This window comes from Streptomyces sp. NPDC055103 (assembly GCF_053607625.1).
In genome coordinates this window covers 72,274-89,917 of the sequence record NZ_JBSGTX010000010.1, presented here as the reverse complement: position 1 = coordinate 89,917, position 17,644 = coordinate 72,274, and the positions used below count along the sequence as shown (strand labels likewise).

Sequence of the window (17,644 nt, the reverse complement as noted above, 5' to 3'; positions counted from 1 at the left end):
CGGGGGCCGCTGTGGCACAAGGGATCGCTCGAATTCGGCTGGACGACGACACGTCCGTCTGGGCGCGCGTCAGCGAGGCGGAGGAGCTCGGCAGAGGCGGCGGGTTCCAGGACACCGGCATCAGGGACCGCGTGGTCTCGATGGCGGCCGGCGGACTCACGGACGTGGTGCGCTGGGTGGTCGACTCCCTGCGCGACGGTCTCGAACCACAGGGACCCGTGGAGGTCGCCGTCAGCTTCGGCATCGAACTGTCGGCGCAGTCGGGCAAGGTGATCGGGGTCCTCGCGGACGGCGCGGGCAAGGCCTCCGTGAACGTCTCGCTCACCTGGACCGAACCGGGCCCGGCGCCCGCCCCGGCACCCGCGGACGAGGGCACGGCAGCCGCCCCGGCACCCGTGGACGAAGGCCCGGCGCCCATCCCGGCACCCGCCCCCGCACCCGCCGACGAGGGCCCCGGGCGAGCTCCGCACGGGCGTGCGGCGGCCGATGGGTCCGCATGAGCGCCTTCGACGCTCTCGTGCGCCCCGCACTCGTACGCATCGCGGCTCCCGGCACCGGGTATGACCCGCTAGGCGACCGGTACTGGGGCACCGGCTTCTTCATCGCCCCCGGCTGGGTGCTGACCTGCGCCCATGTCGTGGCCGAGGGGGGAAGCGCGGTGTGGAGGAGTGAGCCGGTCGTCGGCATCACCTGGGAGGACGGCAAGACCACCCGCGAGACCACGGGCACGGTCGTGCTCGCCCTGCCGCGCCCCGACCGCCCCGAGGACCCGCCGGACCGCTGGGCCTTCCCCGACATCGCGCTCCTCAGCGTGCCCGGCGCGCAGCAGGCGTCCTGCGTGCGCCTCAGCGAGCGCCCGGCCGTCTGGCCGGCCGCCGTCAGCCTGCACGGCTGGTCCCGGGAGACCGGCGAGCTCGGCATCCGCCACGTCCACGGCACCCTCAACGGCAGCGACGGCCAGGCCCTCGTCACCCGCGGCGTCATGCCGGTCGAGGGCTGTTCCGGCGGCCCCGTCGTCGACCACGCCCAGGGCGCCGTCGTCGGCCTCAACAAGGGACGCGGTCCCGACGGAGGCGCCGTCGTGCCCGTCACCGCCCTGCGCCGTCTGCACGACCTCCCCGGCGGCGAGGCGATGGGCGAGGCGCTGCGCGCCCACGACCGCTACCACCTCGCCCGCTACCGCGCGCTCGACGACCGGCCCGACTGGACCCGCGCGCAGCTGCTGCTGCCCGGCTCCCCGGGGGCCGGCCCGGGCCTGCGCACCCAACTGCACGGCCAGTTCGCCGAGCTGCCCGCGCCGACCGCCCCCGGCGAGATCATGAGCCTGATCGACCAGGTCAAGGCCTGGATCAGGGACGACAGCATGCCGGACGCGCTGGAGGACGACCCGCGCACCTGGAGCGAGGGCGCGGGACTGCTGCGAGGACTGCGCGCCGTCCACGGGTCCGCCGCCCGCGACCTCGACCTGGACGCCGTGCTCCTGTACGCGGCCCACGTCGTCCGGCACCTCTCCGTGCGGTACGGCGAGCGGGCCGACACGGCCGGGCTCACCCGCTGGATCGTCGACGAGTCGGGCGACGCCGACCGCCACCTCCGGCGCGAGATCGACCGGCTCGTGACCCCCGGCAGGCCGGCCCCCCTCTCCGTCCGCGAACGTGAACCCCGCGCGCGTGCCGACGTCCTCCTGGAGATCGACACCCCCCGCTACGACCGGCGCTATCCGTGGCGGGTCAAGCTCCTGCTGGACGGGCACACGGTCAGCCCGCTGCACTGCGACGACCGGGGCGTCGAGCGGTCCCGGCTCGAGGAGACCCTGCGCGAACCCCTCGCGGACGCCCTGCGGCGCGGCGACAGCGGCGCCCACCTGGCCGCCGTCGAGGCGGTGCTGCCCCGCGAGCTCTTCGACCTGCCCCTCGACGCCTGGCGGCTCGAACCCGCCCAGGAGCCCGACGACACCTGGTCGGCCACCCTCGGCCAGCGCAGGATCGTGGTCGTCCGCGACGCCCGCCGCCACGACAGGGAACCGTCCCCCGAGTGGCGCGACCGCTGGGCGGCGGCCGAACGAGGGCCGCTGCGGGCGGCCCCGCTGCGCGCCGAGGTGCCCGGCGCGGGCCGGGACGCCCACACCGCGCGCGTCCGCCGGGAGACCTGGGCGGAGACGTACGACCGGCTCCGCGAGGCCGAGGGCGGCACCGTCCCCGTCTACTGCGGGCACGTGGGCGGCGGTGACGGGCTCATGGCGATGAACGCGGCGCTCACCGCCGGCCACCCCCTCGCCCTCTGGCGGACCGGCGCCCACGACCACGCCGACTGCGCGGAGTTCCACGAGCGGGCCCACCGGCTGCTCGTGGAGGCCATGACGGCCCAGGGGGTGCTCGGTCCGATCCGCTCCCTGCGCACCCGCGCGCCCGACCAGGCCGACCTGGCCTGGGCGAAGACCGTCGCCGTCCTCTACGACCCGCCCGACAGGCCGCCGCACGGAGGGCGCCTGGAGGCCCCGCCCATGCTCGGCGAGGGGGACCTGTGACCCGGGCGCCCACACGTACGCGCACGCGTACGGCCCCGGCAGCCGTCGCACGCGCGCGTGCCGCCCGGGGAGCAACACCCTTGACGGGCGGCCGGATTGAGCGTCGGCACGCTCCACCGCCGAGCGGTACGTTCGACGGGCCCGGCATCGACACCACAGCCAGGAGGAGTCCATCGTGAACGATTGGCGGATCTACCGTGGTGCCGGTCTTCCGCACGACGAGATTCAGCGACTGCCCGCCCCGCCGCCCTGGCGCGACTTCTCGGCCGGCGGCGCCGACGACACCCTGGCCGGTTCCGACCGGCGGCTCGGCGTCCGGCGCAGACTCGTCCAGAACCACCACCCCCGGCCCGCCGAGACCGACGCCGTCAACGCCGCCCTGTACCTGCGGCGTCCGCTCCTCGTCACCGGCAACCCCGGCACCGGCAAGTCCACCCTCGCCCACGCCGTCGCCCACGAACTGCGCCTCGGCCGGGTGCTGCGCTGGCCGATCGTCAGCCGCACCACCCTCCAGGACGGCCTCTACCGGTACGACGCCATCGGCCGGCTCCAGGACGTCCAGCTGGAGCGCGCCCAGACCGGGGCGCCCGGCTCCGCCGCCGCGGCCCCGGCCGGCATCGGCTCGTACATCCGGCTCGGACCGCTCGGCACCGCGCTGCTCCCCTCCGAACAGCCCCGCGTGCTGCTCATCGACGAGCTCGACAAGAGCGACCTCGACCTGCCCAACGACCTGCTGAACGCCCTGGAGGAGGGCGAGTTCGCCATCCCCGAGCTGGAGCGGCTCGCCGACCGCGAGCCCGTCGTCGAGGTGCTCAGCGACGACGGCCGCAAGGTGCGCGTGTACGGCGGCCGGGTCCGCTGCACCACCTTCCCCTTCATCGTGCTCACCTCCAACGGCGAGCGGGACTTCCCCGCCGCCCTGCTGCGCCGCTGCATCCGCCTGGAGCTGGAGGCGCCCGGCGAGGAGCAGGTCGGCGCGATGATCGAGGCCCACCTGGGGGCCGAGGCCGCCGCGGGGGAGGAGGAGCAGGGCATCGTCCGGCGCTTCCTGAACCGCGAGCCCGGCGAGGTGATCGCCACCGACCAGCTCCTCAACGCCCTCTATCTGACCCAGCACGCCTCGCGTGCCGAACGGGTCACCAGGGAACGCATCGAGGACATGCTCATGCAGCCGCTCGACCAGCCGAGGTGAAGGACGGATGCTCCGGACGCATCTGGAGGAGCTCACCCGGCGACTGAGGGCGGGCGGCCAGGACCCGACCGCGGAGGACATCGCGGACGCGGTCTGGCTGTCGCGCTGGCTGCCGGGCACGCCCCGGGAGTCACCGGAGCCGGAGCCGGAGGCGCACGCGGGGGCCGGGACCGCACCCGATCCGGGGGCGGAGAACGGCTCCGACACGGGTCGACTCCCCACCGAGGGGCGAGATCCGGCCAATCGTGGTGCCGGTGGGGAGAAGGCCGAGGCCGGCCGGACACCGCCCGAATCCGTCCCCCTCGTCACGGCCACCAGGAGTACGGGAGGACCCGCGGCGACCGGAGAAGCGCCCGGTCCCGGCGGCGCGGGCGCGGACGACGCGGGGCGCGCGGAGCGGCCCGCGACCCTGCCCGTCCGCGCGCCCGGGGCCAACGCGCTCCCCGGCCTCCTCGGCCTCCAGAAAGCCCTCCGCCCCCTGCGCGGCTACGCCCTCGTCCCGCACCGGCCCGACGAGGGCAGCCTCGACGAGGAGGCCACCGCCGAGCGCAGCGCGGCCGCCGGCATCCTCACCCCCGTCCTGCGCCCCGCGACCGGCCGCCGCCCCGACATCCAGCTCCTCATGGACACGGGCCCCGCCATGGTCGTCTGGACCCGCATGGTCGAGGAACTCCGCCAGGCCTGCCAGCAGTCCGGCGCCTTCCGTGACGTCCAGGTGCACCGGCTCTACGACACCGGCGACGGCCCCCCGCTCGTCACCACCACCTCCGGCGCCGACGGCAGGCCCCGGCTGCGCCCCGTCGACCAGCTCCACGACCCCACGGGCCGCCGGCTCACCCTCGTCGTCAGCGACTGCGTCGGCCCCCTGTGGCAGCGCGGCGCCGCCCAGCGCTTCCTGCGCCAGTGGCCCCGCCGCTCCCCGCTCGCCCTCGTCCAGCCGCTGCCGCCGCGCCTGTGGCCCCGTACCGCACTCCCCGCCGAACCCGGCACCTTCCAGCGCCCCGCGACCCCCGGCGGCCACGCCCGCTTCCGCTCCGACGACGACCCCTGGGGCCCGCCCGCCCCCGGTCGCCGGGCAGTCCCCGTCCTCACGCCGACCCCCGAGGCCTTCGCCTCCTGGGCCCGGCTCCACACCGGCCACGGAGGCAACGCCGTACGCGGCTGGGCCGCCTGGCTCGACCCCGAGGCGGCGGCGCCCCCCGCGCCCCGCACGCCCCGCGCCCCGCGCCCCGACGAGGAACTCCTCCGCGCCTTCCGGGCCAGCGCTTCCCCCGGCGCGATCCACCTCGCCGTCCACCTCGCGGCGGCCCCGCTCGCCCTCCCCGTCATGCAGCTCGTCCAGCGCGCCATGCTCCCCGACACCGGCCCCATGGAGCTGGCCGAGGTCCTCCTCAGCGGGCTCCTGCGAAGGCTCCCCGGCCCCACCCCGTACCCCTGCTTCAGCTATCCGCCCGGCATCCAGCAGCACTTCCTCGGCTCGCTCGACCCCAGCGCCGCGGCGCTCGTCCTCAAGCACTGCTCCGACTACGTGGAGCGGAACTTCGGCCAGGGCATGCGCAACTTCCCGGCGCTCGCCGCCGCCCGCCTCGCCGGCACGGCCGCGGAGCCGGGCGCCGGGACCGGCACCGACGGCGAAGCGGGGCACGGGCACGGTGACGGACCCACCGCCCGCCCCGAGGCGACCGACGAACCCCTCGGCCCCGAGGGAGCCGAGACCGAGCTCTTCGCCCGCATCCCCGCGCGCGTGCTCCGCTTCTACCACCCCGACCTCATCACCCCCGACCCGCTCACCGAGGCCCGCAGCCTCCTCGACCAGGGCCGCGCCCACTCCGACCCGGCCCTCCTCGCGGGCGCCCGCGAGCGCGCCGAGGCGGCGCTCCCCACCGCCCCCGTCGAGGCCAGGACCGTCCTCGGTCTCGTCCTGTACGCCGAGGCCGGCACCGCCCTCGCCCGCCGCTCCCACCGTCGCCGCGAACTCCTCGACCAGGCGGCCGAGATGCTCGTACGGGCCGGGGAACTCGCCGGGCCCGGCGGCGAGGCATGGGCCGAGGCCCGGCTCGAACTCGCCGTCGTCCACCACGCCCTGTGGCGCGACACCGACGAATCCGGCCATCTCGACGCCGCCCTCGCCGCCCTCGCCGAGGACGCCGACCGCTGGCCCGAGGCCGCCCGGCACACCCTCCACCTGCGCCGCGGCCGACTGCTCCTGGCCCGGGGCGACGGCGGGGCGGCGGCCGAGGAACTCACCGCCGCCCTCGCCCTCAGGGAGAACGCCGCGACCCTCCTCGACCTCGCCGACGCCCTGCGCCTCACCGAGGCCGACCCGGACGGCATCGGGCGCGTGCTCGACCGCGCCGAGCCGCTCCTCGGCGACGGCCGCGCCCTGCGGCTGCGCTTCACCACCGCCAGGGCCCGACTGCACGACTCGACCGGCGACGGGGCCGCGGCCGACGCGGCCTACGAGGAGGCCACCCTGCTCGCCCCCGCCGAGAGCGAGCAGCGCGGCCTGCTCCTGCTGGCCTGGGGCGAGTCGCTCCTGCGCCGCGCCGCCGCCGACACCGGCGCGGCCTCCGTGGACCGGGCCGAAGGGGTCCTGCGCGAGGCCCTCACCCGGCTGCCCGCCGGCGCCGCCGCCCGCGAGCGGGCCCGGATCCTCATCGGCAGCGTGCTCGCCCTGCGCTTCGACCGCGCGGGCTTCCTGCCCGACCTGTACGAGAGCCGCCACGTCCTCGACGAGGCTCTCCGTACCGCCCGCGACCCGGCGACCCGGGCCGGCATCGGGCTGCAACTGGGATGGGTGCAACTACAGTTGAGCGAGGCGGCCAGGGACGGGCAGCTCGTCGCCGCCCTCACCGCCTTCCGGCGCGCCGCCGACGACATCCGCGCCGCCCGCGGCGACACCCCCGGCACGGTCACGCTGGCGCGGGCGCTCCACGCCCAGGGCGCGGTGCTGTACCTGATGGACCGGGCCGGCCACGCCGAGACGGTTCTGGAGGAGGCCGCCGAGCAGTGGCGGCGCCTTGACGGCGTGCTGGTGGCGGTGGACTGGGCGGACGTGGAGCGGACCCGGGCCCTGCTCGCCGAGGTCGGCGCCGACCCCCGCCCGCGGCCGGACCGTTTCTCCCGCGAGGAGCGGCGCCGGATCGCGCCGCCCTGGTGGGCCTGGCGCGACGAGGACACGGAACGGCTGGATAACGGGGGCGCGCATGGGCGCAGTTGAGTCGAACGGGTTTCCGCCCGTGGGGCGTCGGGAAGAACCGCTCCGCCGCTACGACCGTGGGGGACAAGGGCTGGTGAGGAGGAGCAGAGGGTGTTGCAGCACACGAAGCGGGTCCCAGGCGTCGACGGGGCCGGCGAGCGGCCCTGGCACCTGCCCGATCTCAACGGCGTGGACCTGCGGACCCTGCGCTTCACGGACGACCCAGGGCTGGTGGCCGCCGTCGAGCGGGTGCTCGGGCATCCGCAGGAGCTGGGAGCTTCCTGGTTCGTCGAGGGCGGCTCGGACGGCATCCACGGCTGACCTCCGGTGGAGGGGTCGCGCCGACCGGCCGATTTCGGTCAGATGCGCACCGCCCGCCGCAGGTCCGTGGAGGCGGGAGTGAACGTCGCGCCCCTGCCCGCGCCCGTCTTCGCCCGACTGGCCCGCGTCAGCCCCGCCCCGGACGGGCTCACGCTGCTGCGGTCCGCCCTGCACACCCGGCGGCTGCTGCTCCTCAAAGCGCTCCTGGTGCGCGTCCACCGGCACCGGGTGTCCGTCGAACCGGGCGCGCTCGGCCGGTTCGAGCGCTCCTGGGAACTGCTCGAACGCGTCGAGCGCCGCCATCCCGCCGTGGTCCGGGACGTCCTCGACTACCCGACGACCGGGGCCTGGCTGGCCGGCGCGCTCGCCGCGCCCGCGGGGCCGGCCTTCGACCGGCTGCTCGGCCACCTCGACAACCTCGCGGTCACCGCGGCCCTCCGCGGCGGCGGCCCGCTCGACCTGACCGTCGACACCCCGGACGGCCTCCTCGCGCTGCCCGGCGTGGGCCGGCTGACGGTGGCCGCGGACCGGGTCCGGGTCAGCTCCGACGAGCGGACCGTACGGTTCCACCCGGACGGTGCCCGCCACGCCCTGCGCGCCGCCCTGACCCTGACGGGCCGGCGCCTCGCGGGCGGAGGGCCCGGCTGGCACGCGGTCCGCCCGCTGCCCCGCAGCGCCGCGCGCCTGGACGATGTCGACCCGTACCGCGTGCCGTCCGGCGTGGGCGGCGCAACGGCGGTCACCGCGGCCGACCCCGCCGACACCGACCACGCCGCCTGGTCCGCCACCTGGCGCGCCGCCCAGGACCTCCTCGCCCGCACGGACCCCGACCGGGCGACCGAGGTGGCCCGCGGCGTCCGCGCGGTCGTCCCGGTCGTTCCGCGCGGACCCCAGCACCTGGGCGCCACGCTGAGCGCCGCCCCCGGAGCCGTACTCACCTCGCTGCCCGCCGAAGGGCAGGGAATGGCCGAGACGCTCGTGCACGAGCTGCACCACAGCAAACTGGCGACGCTCCATGAGCTCGTGCCGCTGTACGGCCCCGGGCGGGACGCCGTCTACCAGGTCGGCTGGCGGTCGGACCCGCGGCCCGTCGCCGGTGTCCTGCACGGGGCCTACGCACACCTGGCCCTGGCCGATCTGTGGCGGCGCGCGGTCGCTGCCGACGAGGTGCCGGCGTCCTGGCGGTCCGCCGCCGGGCACCAGTTCGACGACATCCACGATCAGGTGGGCGCGGCCCTCCTTATCCTGCTTGAATCCGATGAACTGACCGTGGAAGGACGGGAGTTCGTGCATCAAATGAGGCTGCACCACGCGAGCCTCGGCGCGACCCCCCTGGTCGCTGGGTAACACTGTGCCCACGGCACATGACACCGCGTTGCGCGGGAGCGGGACGGGAGACACGACAGATGGCGGAACAGCGATCGGGCGGTGCGGCGGATCACGGGGTCGGGAGCGCGCCGGAACACGTCCTCGTGGTCTTCCCCGGCTATCACCGCCCGTGGGCGACCTGGGTCAACCAGCGGCTCGACACGTACGGGGTGCGTGCCAGTCTCCAGCGCTGGGACCCGCCGCGCGAGGTACCCCTGGAGGACTCCCTCGGCGACCTGCTGCTCGCCCGCGGCCAGGTGCTCCTCGTCCTGGACGACTGGTTCTTCCAACTCGGCCCGCGCGCGGCCGGCGAGTGGAACGACGTCCTGCGCGGCTTCGTCGCCTCCCACGCCGAGCGGTTCGCCGCGGTCAACCTCACCAACCGGACCCTGCCCCCGGCCACCGCCGTCCTCGAACCCGTCAGCCTGTGGGGCGTCGGCGAGGAGGAGGCCGAAGCCCGGCTGCTCAGCCGGCTCGGCATCGAACCCCGCCGCGCCGCCGGCCGCCGGCTGCCCGCCGGATCACTCGTACGCTTCCCGGACACCCCGCCCGAGATCTGGGGCGAGATCCCGCGCCGCAACCCGCGCTTCACCGGCCGCGACGACCTGCTCACCGAGCTCCAGGAACGGCTCATGGACGCCGAACGGGGCAGCGCCGCGTGCACCCTGCTCGGCATGTCCGGCATCGGCAAGACCCAGATCGCCGCCGAGTACGCCCACCGCTTCAGCTCCGACTACGACGTCGTGTGGTGGGTCAGCTCCGACGACCGCAACGTGCAGCGCGACCGCTTCGGCGAGCTCGCCACCGAACTCGGCCTCGCCACCGGAAACGAACCCGGCGAACGCATCCGCGCCGTCCGCGAGGCCCTGCGCCGGGGCAACCCGCACTCCCGCTGGCTCATCGTCTTCGACGGCTGGGACGACACGGACGGCGCGAACGTCCTGCTGCCGCACGGCCCCGGCCACGTCCTCGTCACCTCGCGCAACCGCGGCTGGGGCGACCACACCGACATCCTCGAAGTCCCCGGCTTCGACCGCGCCGAGTCCACCGGCTATCTGATGCGGCGCGCCCCGCACGTCACGGCACCCGAGGCCGACGAGGTCGCCGCCGAGTTCGGGGACGTACCGCTGCCGCTCGTCCAGGCCGCGGCCTGGCTCGGCGAGTCCCGCATGGAGGTCTCCGAGTACCTCCACATGGTCCGCGAAGGACGGATCTCCGCCGTCGAGCCGTCCGGCGACGGCTTCCCCCAGGCGTCCCTGACCTCCTGGTCGATACTGATCAACCGGCTCCGACGCGCCCAGCCGCAGGCCATCGACGTGCTCAGCCTGTGCGCCTCCTTCGCCCCCGGCCGTATCCCCCTCGGCCTCATCCGCGCCTATCCCCAGGCGGACCTCCCCGAGGACCTGCGCTGGATGGTCACCGACCTCGCCGCCTGGTCCCGGGCCCTGGACACCCTGGTCAACTACTCGGTGCTCACCCGCGAGACCCGGGGCCCCGTCAACAACGCCGAGGTGGGACCGCACCAGGAGTCCGTGCACATGCACCGGCTCGTCCACGACATCGTCGCCCGGCTCACCGAGGGCGACCACCGCGCCGCCCACCGCCAGGCCGTCCGCACCCTGCTCGCCGAGGCCGACCCCGGCAACCCCATGGACAGCCGGCACTGGCCGCGTTACGCCGAGCTCCTGCCCCACCTGGAACCCTCCGGCGCGCTCCTCAGCCACAACCCGCGCACCCAGACCGCCGTGCTCAACTGTCTGCGCTACTGCTTCCGCAGCGGCGAGTTCAGGGCCGGCAACCAGCTCGCCGAGAAGATCCGGGACAACTGGTCCACCTTCATGGACCCGCTGGACCAGCCCATGCTCGACCTGACCACCCAGCAGAGCAACATCCTGCGCTCCTTCGGCCGCTTCCGCGAGGCCTACGACCTCGACCTCGTCCAGCGGGAACGCCTCGCGGCCGCCCAGCCGCCCAACGAGCTCGGCACCCTGCTCTCCAGCAGCGCCATCTCCAGCGACCTGCGCTTCCTCGGCCAGTACAAGGAGGCGGAACGCCTCCAGCGCGAGGTCCTTGCCGACGCCGAACGCCTCCTCGGAGCCGGAGAGTTCTCCACCCTCGTCGCCCGCCACAACCTCGGCGTCACCCTGCGGCAGCTCGGCCGCTTCCAGGAGGCGTACGAGTCCGATGCCGAGACCCTCGCCCACAGCGAGCGGGTGCTCGGCAAGCGCCACTCCCACACCCTCAACTCCAGCAACGCCCTCGCGCACGACCTGCGGCTGCTCGGCCAGTACCGCGAAGCCCTCGCCCGCCAGGAGGCCAACGTCCTGCGCCATGTGCAGGTCCTCGGCCCGCAGCACCTGCAGACGCTGTACGCCCGCACCCAGCTGGCCCTGTGCCGGCGCCGCGAGGGCGGCTTCCAGCAGGACCTCGGAGCGACCATGGCCAGCCTGCTCGAACAGCTGGAGCAGGTCCACGGCCGCACCCACTACGTGACGCTCTCCTCCCTCAACAACTACGCCAACTACCTCCGCGAACACGGCGACCTCGACCACGCCCGCGAACTCAGCCACGAGGCCGAGGCCGGCTACCGCGCCCTCCTCGGCCCCGCACACCCGGTCGCCACCGGGGTCCTCGCCAACACCGCCCTCGTCCTCCAGGCGTCCGGCGACCGAGCGGACGCCCTGGCCATCCTGGAGGCCGCGCTCGCCGGACTGACCTCCTCGCTCGGCTCCGACCACCCGTGGGTGCTCGGCTGCGCCCTCAACGCCTCCGCCGCCCGCAACTTCAACGGCCGCGTCCACGACGCCGCCGAGCTCAGCCGCGACACCCTGCGCCGCGCCCGCCACACCCTGGGCAACGAGCACCCGCTGACCCTGTCGAGCCAGGTGGCCCTCGCCACCGACCTGCGCGGCCTCAGGGAGAACGAGGAGGCGGGCAAGCTGGAGGAGGACGCGCTGCTCACCCTCACCCGGACGCTCGGCGCCCAGCACCCGCACACCCTGTCGGCACGGCAGCGGAACAGGCCCTACTGGGACTTCGAGGCCAACCTGGGCTGACAGCCCGTACGCGTACCGGAGACGCCGGAGGCCCGGCACCCCACCAGGGGTGCCGGGCCTCCTTCCGTACGCGTACGGAGTGGTCGATCAGGCGTCGAAGACCTCGTTGACCAGCTGCTGCTGCTCCGCCTGGTGACGCTTGGCCGAGCCGACCGCCGGGGAGGAGGAGTGCGGACGCGAGATCCGGCGCAGGCGCTCGCCCGCCGGGATGTCCGCGCCGACCGCCAGGTCGAGGTGGTCGATCAGGTTGAGCGCGATGAACGGCCACGCACCCTGGTTCGCCGGCTCCTCCTGCGCCCAGATGTACTTCGCGGCGTTCGGGTACTTGGCGATCTCGGCCTGGAGCTCGGCACCCGGCAGCGGGTACAGACGCTCGACGCGGATGATCGCGGTCTCCGTGTCGCCGCGCTTCTGACGCTCGGCCTCCAGGTCGTAGTAGACCTTGCCGGCGCAGAAGACGACCTTGCGGACGTTCGCCGCGTCGACGGTCGAGTCGCCGATCACCGGGCGGAAGCCGCCGGTGGTGAACTCCTCCACCTTCGACGCCGCGGCCTTCAGACGCAGCATCGACTTCGGGGTGAAGACGATGAGCGGCTTGTGGTGCGGGTTGTGGACCTGCCAGCGCAGCAGGTGGAAGTAGTTCGACGGCAGCGTCGGCATGGCGACCGTCATGTTGTCCTGGGCGCACATCTGGAGGAAGCGCTCCGGGCGCGCGGACGAGTGGTCCGGGCCCTGGCCCTCGTAGCCGTGCGGCAGGAGCAGCGTGACGCCGGAGGTCTGGCCCCACTTCTGCTCGGCCGAGGAGATGAACTCGTCGACGACGGTCTGCGCGCCGTTGACGAAGTCACCGAACTGGGCCTCCCAGACGACCAGGGAGTCCGGACGCGCCAGCGAGTAGCCGTACTCGAAGCCCATCGCCGCGTACTCGCTGAGCAGCGAGTCGTAGACGTTGTAGTGGGCCTGGTCCTCGGCCAGGTAGAGCAGCGGGGTGTAGTCCTCGCCGGTCTCCTGGTCCACCAGGACCGCGTGGCGCTGGCCGAAGGTGCCGCGGCGGGAGTCCTGGCCGGAGAGCCGGACCGGGGTGCCCTCCATCAGCAGGGAGCCGATGGCGAGGGTCTCGCCGAAGCCCCAGTCGATGGTGCCGTCGTCGAGGGAGGCGGCGCGGCGCTGCATCTGCGGCGTCAGTCGCGGGTGGACCGTGATCCGCTCGGGGACGGCGACCTGCGACTCGGCGATCCGCTTCACGACCTCGGCGGAGACCGCGGTGGTGACGGCGACGGGGAACTCGGCGCGGGCGTCCGGGACCTGGGTCGGAGCCGGGGCGGCGGTGGCCTCGCGGACCTCCGCGAACACCTTCTCCAGCTGGCCCTGGAAGTCCTGGAGGGACTGCTCGGCCTCTTCCAGGGTGATGTCGCCGCGACCGATGAGCGACTCGGTGTACAGCTTGCGCACCGAACGCTTCTTGTCGATCAGGTTGTACATCTGCGGGTTGGTGAACGAGGGGTTGTCGCCCTCGTTGTGACCGCGGCGGCGGTAGCAGATGAGGTCGATCACGACGTCCTTGTTGAACGTCTGGCGGAACTCGAAGGCGAGCCGCGCGACGCGGACCACGGCCTCCGGGTCGTCGCCGTTCACGTGGAAGATCGGCGCCTCGATCATGCGGGCCACGTCGGTCGCGTACATCGAGGAACGCGACGACTCCGGGGCGGCGGTGAAGCCGACCTGGTTGTTGATGACGATGTGGACCGTGCCACCGGTGCGGTAGCCCCGCAGCTGCGACATGTTCAGGGTCTCGGCGACGACGCCCTGGCCGGCGAAGGCCGCGTCACCGTGGAGGGCGACCGGCAGGACGGTGAAGTCCGTGCCGCCCTTGTTGATGACGTCCTGCTTGGCGCGGACGATGCCTTCCAGGACCGGGTCGACCGCCTCCAGGTGCGAGGGGTTGGCGGCCAGGGAGACCGTGATCTGCTCGCCGTCGAGACCGGTGAAGGTGCCCTCGGCGCCCAGGTGGTACTTGACGTCGCCGGAGCCGTGCATCGACTTCGGGTCGAGGTTGCCCTCGAACTCGCGGAAGATCTGCGCGTACGACTTGCCCACGATGTTCGCGAGGACGTTCAGCCGGCCGCGGTGGGCCATGCCGATGACGACCTCGTCGAGGCGCGACTCGGCGGCCGAGTCGATGACCGCGTCGAGCAGCGGGATGACGGACTCGCCGCCCTCCAGGGAGAAGCGCTTCTGGCCGACGTACTTCGTCTGCAGGAAGGTCTCGAAGGCCTCCGCGGCGTTCAGCCGGCGCAGGATCCGCAGCTGCTCCTCGCGCTCCACACGGGCGTGGGGGCGCTCGACGCGGTCCTGGATCCACTTGCGCTGCTTCGGGTCCTGGATGTGCATGAACTCGACGCCGGTGGTGCGGCAGTACGAGTCGCGCAGGACGCCGAGGATGTCGCGGAGCTTCATCATCGACTTGCCGGCGAAACCGCCGACGGCGAACTCCCGCTCAAGGTCCCACAGGGTGAGGCCGTGCTCGGTGATGTCCAGGTCGGGGTGCTTGCGCTGCTTGTACTCCAGCGGGTCGGTGTCGGCCATGACGTGGCCGCGGACCCGGTAGGAGTGGATGAGCTCGAAGACGCGCGCGGCCTTGGTGACGTCGTCGTCGTGCGACGCGTCGATGTCCTTGAGCCAGCGGACCGGCTCGTAGGGGATGCGCAGCGCCTTGAAGATGTCGTCGTAGAAGCCCTGCTCGCCGAGGAGGTAGTTCGCGACGACGCGCAGGAACTCGCCGGAGGCGGCACCCTGGATGACCCGGTGGTCGTACGTCGAGGTCAGGGTCATGACCTTCGAGATGCCCAGCTTGTTCAGGGTGTCCTGGGACGTGCCCTGGAACTCGGCCGGGTAGTCCATCGAGCCGACGCCCATGATGACCGACTGGCCGGGCATCAGACGCGGCACGGAGTGGACGGTGCCGAGGCCGCCGGGGTTGGTCAGGGAGACCGTGACGCCGGTGAAGTCCTCCATCGTCAGCTTGCCCACGCGGGCCCGCTTGACGATGTCCTCGTACGCCTGCCAGAACTCGAAGAAGTTGAGCGTCTCGGCCTTCTTGATGCCCGCGACGACGAGCTGGCGGTCGCCGTTGGGCTTCACCAGGTCGATCGCGAGACCGAAGTTCACGTGCTCCGGCTTGACCAGGGTCGGCTTGCCGTCCTTCTCCGCGAAGGAGTAGTTCATCGACGGCATGGCCTTGATCGCCTGCACCATCGCGTAGCCGATGAGGTGCGTGAAGGAGATCTTCCCGCCCCGGGCGCGCTTCAGGTGGTTGTTGATCACGATCCGGTTGTCGAAGAGCAGCTTCACCGGGACGGCGCGGACGGACGTGGCCGTCGGCACCTCCAGCGAGGCGTTCATGTTCTTCGCGACCGCGGCGGCGGGGCCGCGCAGCGTGATCAGCTCGGGACCGGCGGTGGCGACGGTGGCCTCCTTGGCCTTGGCCGGGGCCGGAGCGGCGGCGGGCTTCGCGGCGACGGGGGCCGCGGCCGGCTTCGCCGGAGCCGCAGCCGCGGCGGGAGCCGGGGCCGGAGCGGGCACGGAGGCCGGAGCGGCCGCCGGAGCGGCAGGCGCGGCCTGTGCGGGGCCCGTCTGCGGCACGGCGGGCGCGCTCTGAGTGGTGGTGGGGGCCGGGGCGGTCGGGGTCGCCGACGCTCCCGGCTTGTAGTCGGCGAAGAAGTCCCACCAGGCACGATCGACCGAATTCGGGTCCTGGAGGTACTGCTGGTAGATCTCGTCGACGAGCCACTCATTGGCACCGAAGGCGGCGGCAGGGTTCTGACCCTGCCCGTCTTGGTCGGTCGGGGAGCTCGGGGTACTGGGGGACTGAGACGACACGGCGGCAACCGCCCTCTTCCGCTTCACAAGGTGATGGACAGCGGAAATAAAGGCTACGCCTGTCCGGCCGGGAGGTGCAGGCCGGGCACTCCAACGTCGCGCAAGTCACACTTGACGAGGTGTTTCGGGACCATGAATGGCGGGAAACAAGCGTGGTTCCGTACGTGTGAGGGTACGGAAAAGCGGGGGCGCGGCCCTCTTCGGCCGCATCCCTGATCGCACCCCGTTCACGTGCGCGCAGGTCCCGCCCACGTACACGCAGAACGTGCCCTTCCGGTTCGAACCCTACGTCAATCTCTCCGCGGAAGGCTGCCCGGAAGAGTGACCCGGATGCGGCAGCCGCGTGACGATTCGGCCACGCCGATCCCGCCACCGTGCAGATCCACCGCCCAGCGGGCGATCGCGAGCCCGAGCCCCGTGCCGCCGTCGCTGCCCGGGCCGTGCCGGTGTGCCGCCGTGCCGCGGTTGAACCGCTCGAAGACCTTGTGCCGCTCCGACTCCGGGATGCCGGGACCCTCGTCCTCGACCTCAAGCTCCAGCGAGCCCGGATACGGGCCGCGCCGCGCCCGGACCGTGACCCGGCCGTGCGGTGGCGAGTGCTTCACCGCGTTGTCGATCAGATTGGCCATCACCTGGTGGAGCCGCTCCGCGTCCGCGTGCGCGACCAGTTCGGGCGGCGACACGTCCAGGTGCAGATGCACGTCCGTACGGTTGTGCAGCCCCGAGGTGGAGAACAGGCCGCGCTGGGACGCGGCGAGGTTCGCCTCCCGCAGCACCCCCGACAGATACGGCCAGACCTCGAAACGGCTCGCCTTCAGCGCGACGACACCGTTGTCAAGACGTGACAGGTCCAACAGCGTCTCGACGAGCCGGCCCAGCCGCTCCGTCTGCCTCAGCGCCGAGCGCATCGTCTCCGGATCGGCCTCCGACACCCCGTCCACGACGTTCTCCAGGACGGCCCGGAGCGCCGCGATCGGGGTGCGCAGCTCGTGCGAGACGTTGGCGACCAGCTCCTTGCGGTGCCGGTCGACGGCCTCCAGGTCGTCCGCCATGCGGTTGATCGTCGAGGCGAGGGCACCCAGCTCGTCCCGCCGGTCCGCGCCCCGCACCCGGCGGCTGAAGTCGCCGCGCGAGATCGACCCGGCCACCGTGGTCATCTCGTCGAGCGGAGCCGTCAGGGACTGCGCCACGAACTGCGTGATCAGCAGGGTCGCGATCATCGCGAAGATCGTGATGTACCGGAACTCGGTCGAGGTGCGGATCGCCACCAGGGCGAGACACGAGGTCAGCAGGACCGCGCCGACGACCAGGGTGCCCAGCTTCGTCTTGATCGAGATGACGATCCGCCTCCCCGGCCGCCGGTTCACGGCGCCGGGGTCTCCAGCGCGTATCCCACGCCATGGACCGTACGGATGCGCTCGGCCCCGATCTTCCGGCGCAGCGCCTTGATGTGGCTGTCCACGGTCCGCGTGCCGGACGCGTCCGCCCAGTCCCACACCTCGGCGAGCAGCTGCTCACGCGAGAGGACCGCCCTCGGGGTGCCCGCCAGGCAGACCAGCAGGTCGAACTCGGTCGGGGTCAGGTGCACGTCCTCGGAGCGCACCCGGACCCGCCGCTGCGCGTGGTCGATCTCCAGCTCGCCGAGGCGAAGGATCCCGCTGCGCGGGGTGACGGCCGCCAGCGCGGCCCGCTCGACCCGGCGCAGGAGGACGTGCACCCGGGCGGCGAGCTCCCGCATCGAGAACGGCTTCGTCATGTAGTCGTCCGCGCCGACCCCGAGCCCGACCAGCATGTCGGTCTCGTCGTCCCGGGCGGTCAGCATGAGGACGGGGACGGGCCGCTGGGCCTGGACCCGGCGGCACACCTCCAGGCCGTCGAAGCCCGGCAGCATCACGTCCAGGACCATCAGGTCCGGCTGCCAGGCCTCGGCGGCGTCCACGGCCGCCGGGCCGTCCGTCGCTGTCTGCACGAGAAAGCCCTCGGCGCGCAGCCTGGCGGAGATCGCCTCGACGATCGTCGCGTCGTCCTCGACCACGAGAACCCGTCGCTGGGCCCCGGGAGTGGCCGCCGCACCGTGGTGAGTGGTGTGTGTCTGCTCCATT

At 73.5% G+C, this 17,644-nt stretch carries 10 protein-coding genes; 7 read left to right on the top strand and 3 right to left on the bottom strand.

The window, feature by feature from the left end:
• Positions 1–11 precede the first annotated feature (11 nt).
• The 7 genes from ACWFR1_RS09390 (at position 12) to fxsT (ending at position 11,663) form a co-directional block, all read left to right on the top strand.
• A complete protein-coding gene (locus ACWFR1_RS09390; RefSeq protein ID WP_453548376.1) occupies positions 12–500 on the top strand; it encodes a CU044_2847 family protein in 489 nt (162 codons plus the stop codon).
• Positions 497–2,527, top strand: coding sequence for a VMAP-C domain-containing protein (locus tag ACWFR1_RS09385; protein WP_453548374.1), 2,031 nt, complete (start codon positions 497–499; stop codon positions 2,525–2,527). The genes ACWFR1_RS09390 and ACWFR1_RS09385 overlap by 4 nt, the downstream gene beginning before the upstream one ends.
• 175 nt (positions 2,528–2,702) lie before the next feature.
• Positions 2,703–3,719: an AAA family ATPase gene (locus ACWFR1_RS09380; protein ID WP_453548372.1), complete on the top strand. Its 1,017-nt coding sequence runs from the start codon at positions 2,703–2,705 to the stop codon at positions 3,717–3,719.
• A gap of 7 nt (positions 3,720–3,726) precedes the next feature.
• Positions 3,727–6,939, top strand: a complete 3,213-nt coding sequence (locus ACWFR1_RS09375; RefSeq protein WP_453548370.1) for an SAV_2336 N-terminal domain-related protein — start codon at positions 3,727–3,729, stop codon at positions 6,937–6,939.
• Positions 6,940–7,029: 90 nt separating this feature from the next.
• On the top strand, positions 7,030–7,239 hold the full coding sequence (locus ACWFR1_RS09370) for a hypothetical protein (protein WP_453548367.1): 210 nt from the start codon (positions 7,030–7,032) through the stop codon (positions 7,237–7,239).
• A 78-nt stretch (positions 7,240–7,317) separates the two neighbouring features.
• A complete protein-coding gene (locus tag ACWFR1_RS09365) occupies positions 7,318–8,586 on the top strand; it encodes an aKG-HExxH-type peptide beta-hydroxylase (RefSeq protein ID WP_453548365.1) in 1,269 nt (422 codons plus the stop codon).
• Between the two features lie 59 nt (positions 8,587–8,645).
• The gene (fxsT, locus tag ACWFR1_RS09360) at positions 8,646–11,663 is read left to right on the top strand and encodes an FxSxx-COOH system tetratricopeptide repeat protein (protein ID WP_453548364.1); all 3,018 of its coding nucleotides are present in this window, start codon (positions 8,646–8,648) and stop codon (positions 11,661–11,663) included.
• Positions 11,664–11,750: 87 nt separating this feature from the next.
• Here the strand turns inward: fxsT and ACWFR1_RS09355 are convergent, their stop codons facing one another.
• The 3 genes from ACWFR1_RS09355 to ACWFR1_RS09345 form a co-directional block, all read right to left on the bottom strand.
• On the bottom strand, positions 11,751–15,542 hold the full coding sequence (locus ACWFR1_RS09355) for a multifunctional oxoglutarate decarboxylase/oxoglutarate dehydrogenase thiamine pyrophosphate-binding subunit/dihydrolipoyllysine-residue succinyltransferase subunit (RefSeq protein WP_453548362.1): 3,792 nt from the start codon (positions 15,540–15,542) through the stop codon (positions 11,751–11,753).
• A 290-nt stretch (positions 15,543–15,832) separates the two neighbouring features.
• On the bottom strand, positions 15,833–16,909 hold the full coding sequence (locus ACWFR1_RS09350; RefSeq protein ID WP_453548360.1) for a HAMP domain-containing sensor histidine kinase: 1,077 nt from the start codon (positions 16,907–16,909) through the stop codon (positions 15,833–15,835).
• On the bottom strand, positions 16,906–17,643 hold the full coding sequence (locus ACWFR1_RS09345) for a response regulator transcription factor (RefSeq protein ID WP_055641368.1): 738 nt from the start codon (positions 17,641–17,643) through the stop codon (positions 16,906–16,908). Before ACWFR1_RS09345 ends, ACWFR1_RS09350 begins: the two co-directional genes overlap by 4 nt.
• Between the last annotated feature and the right edge of the window lies 1 nt (position 17,644).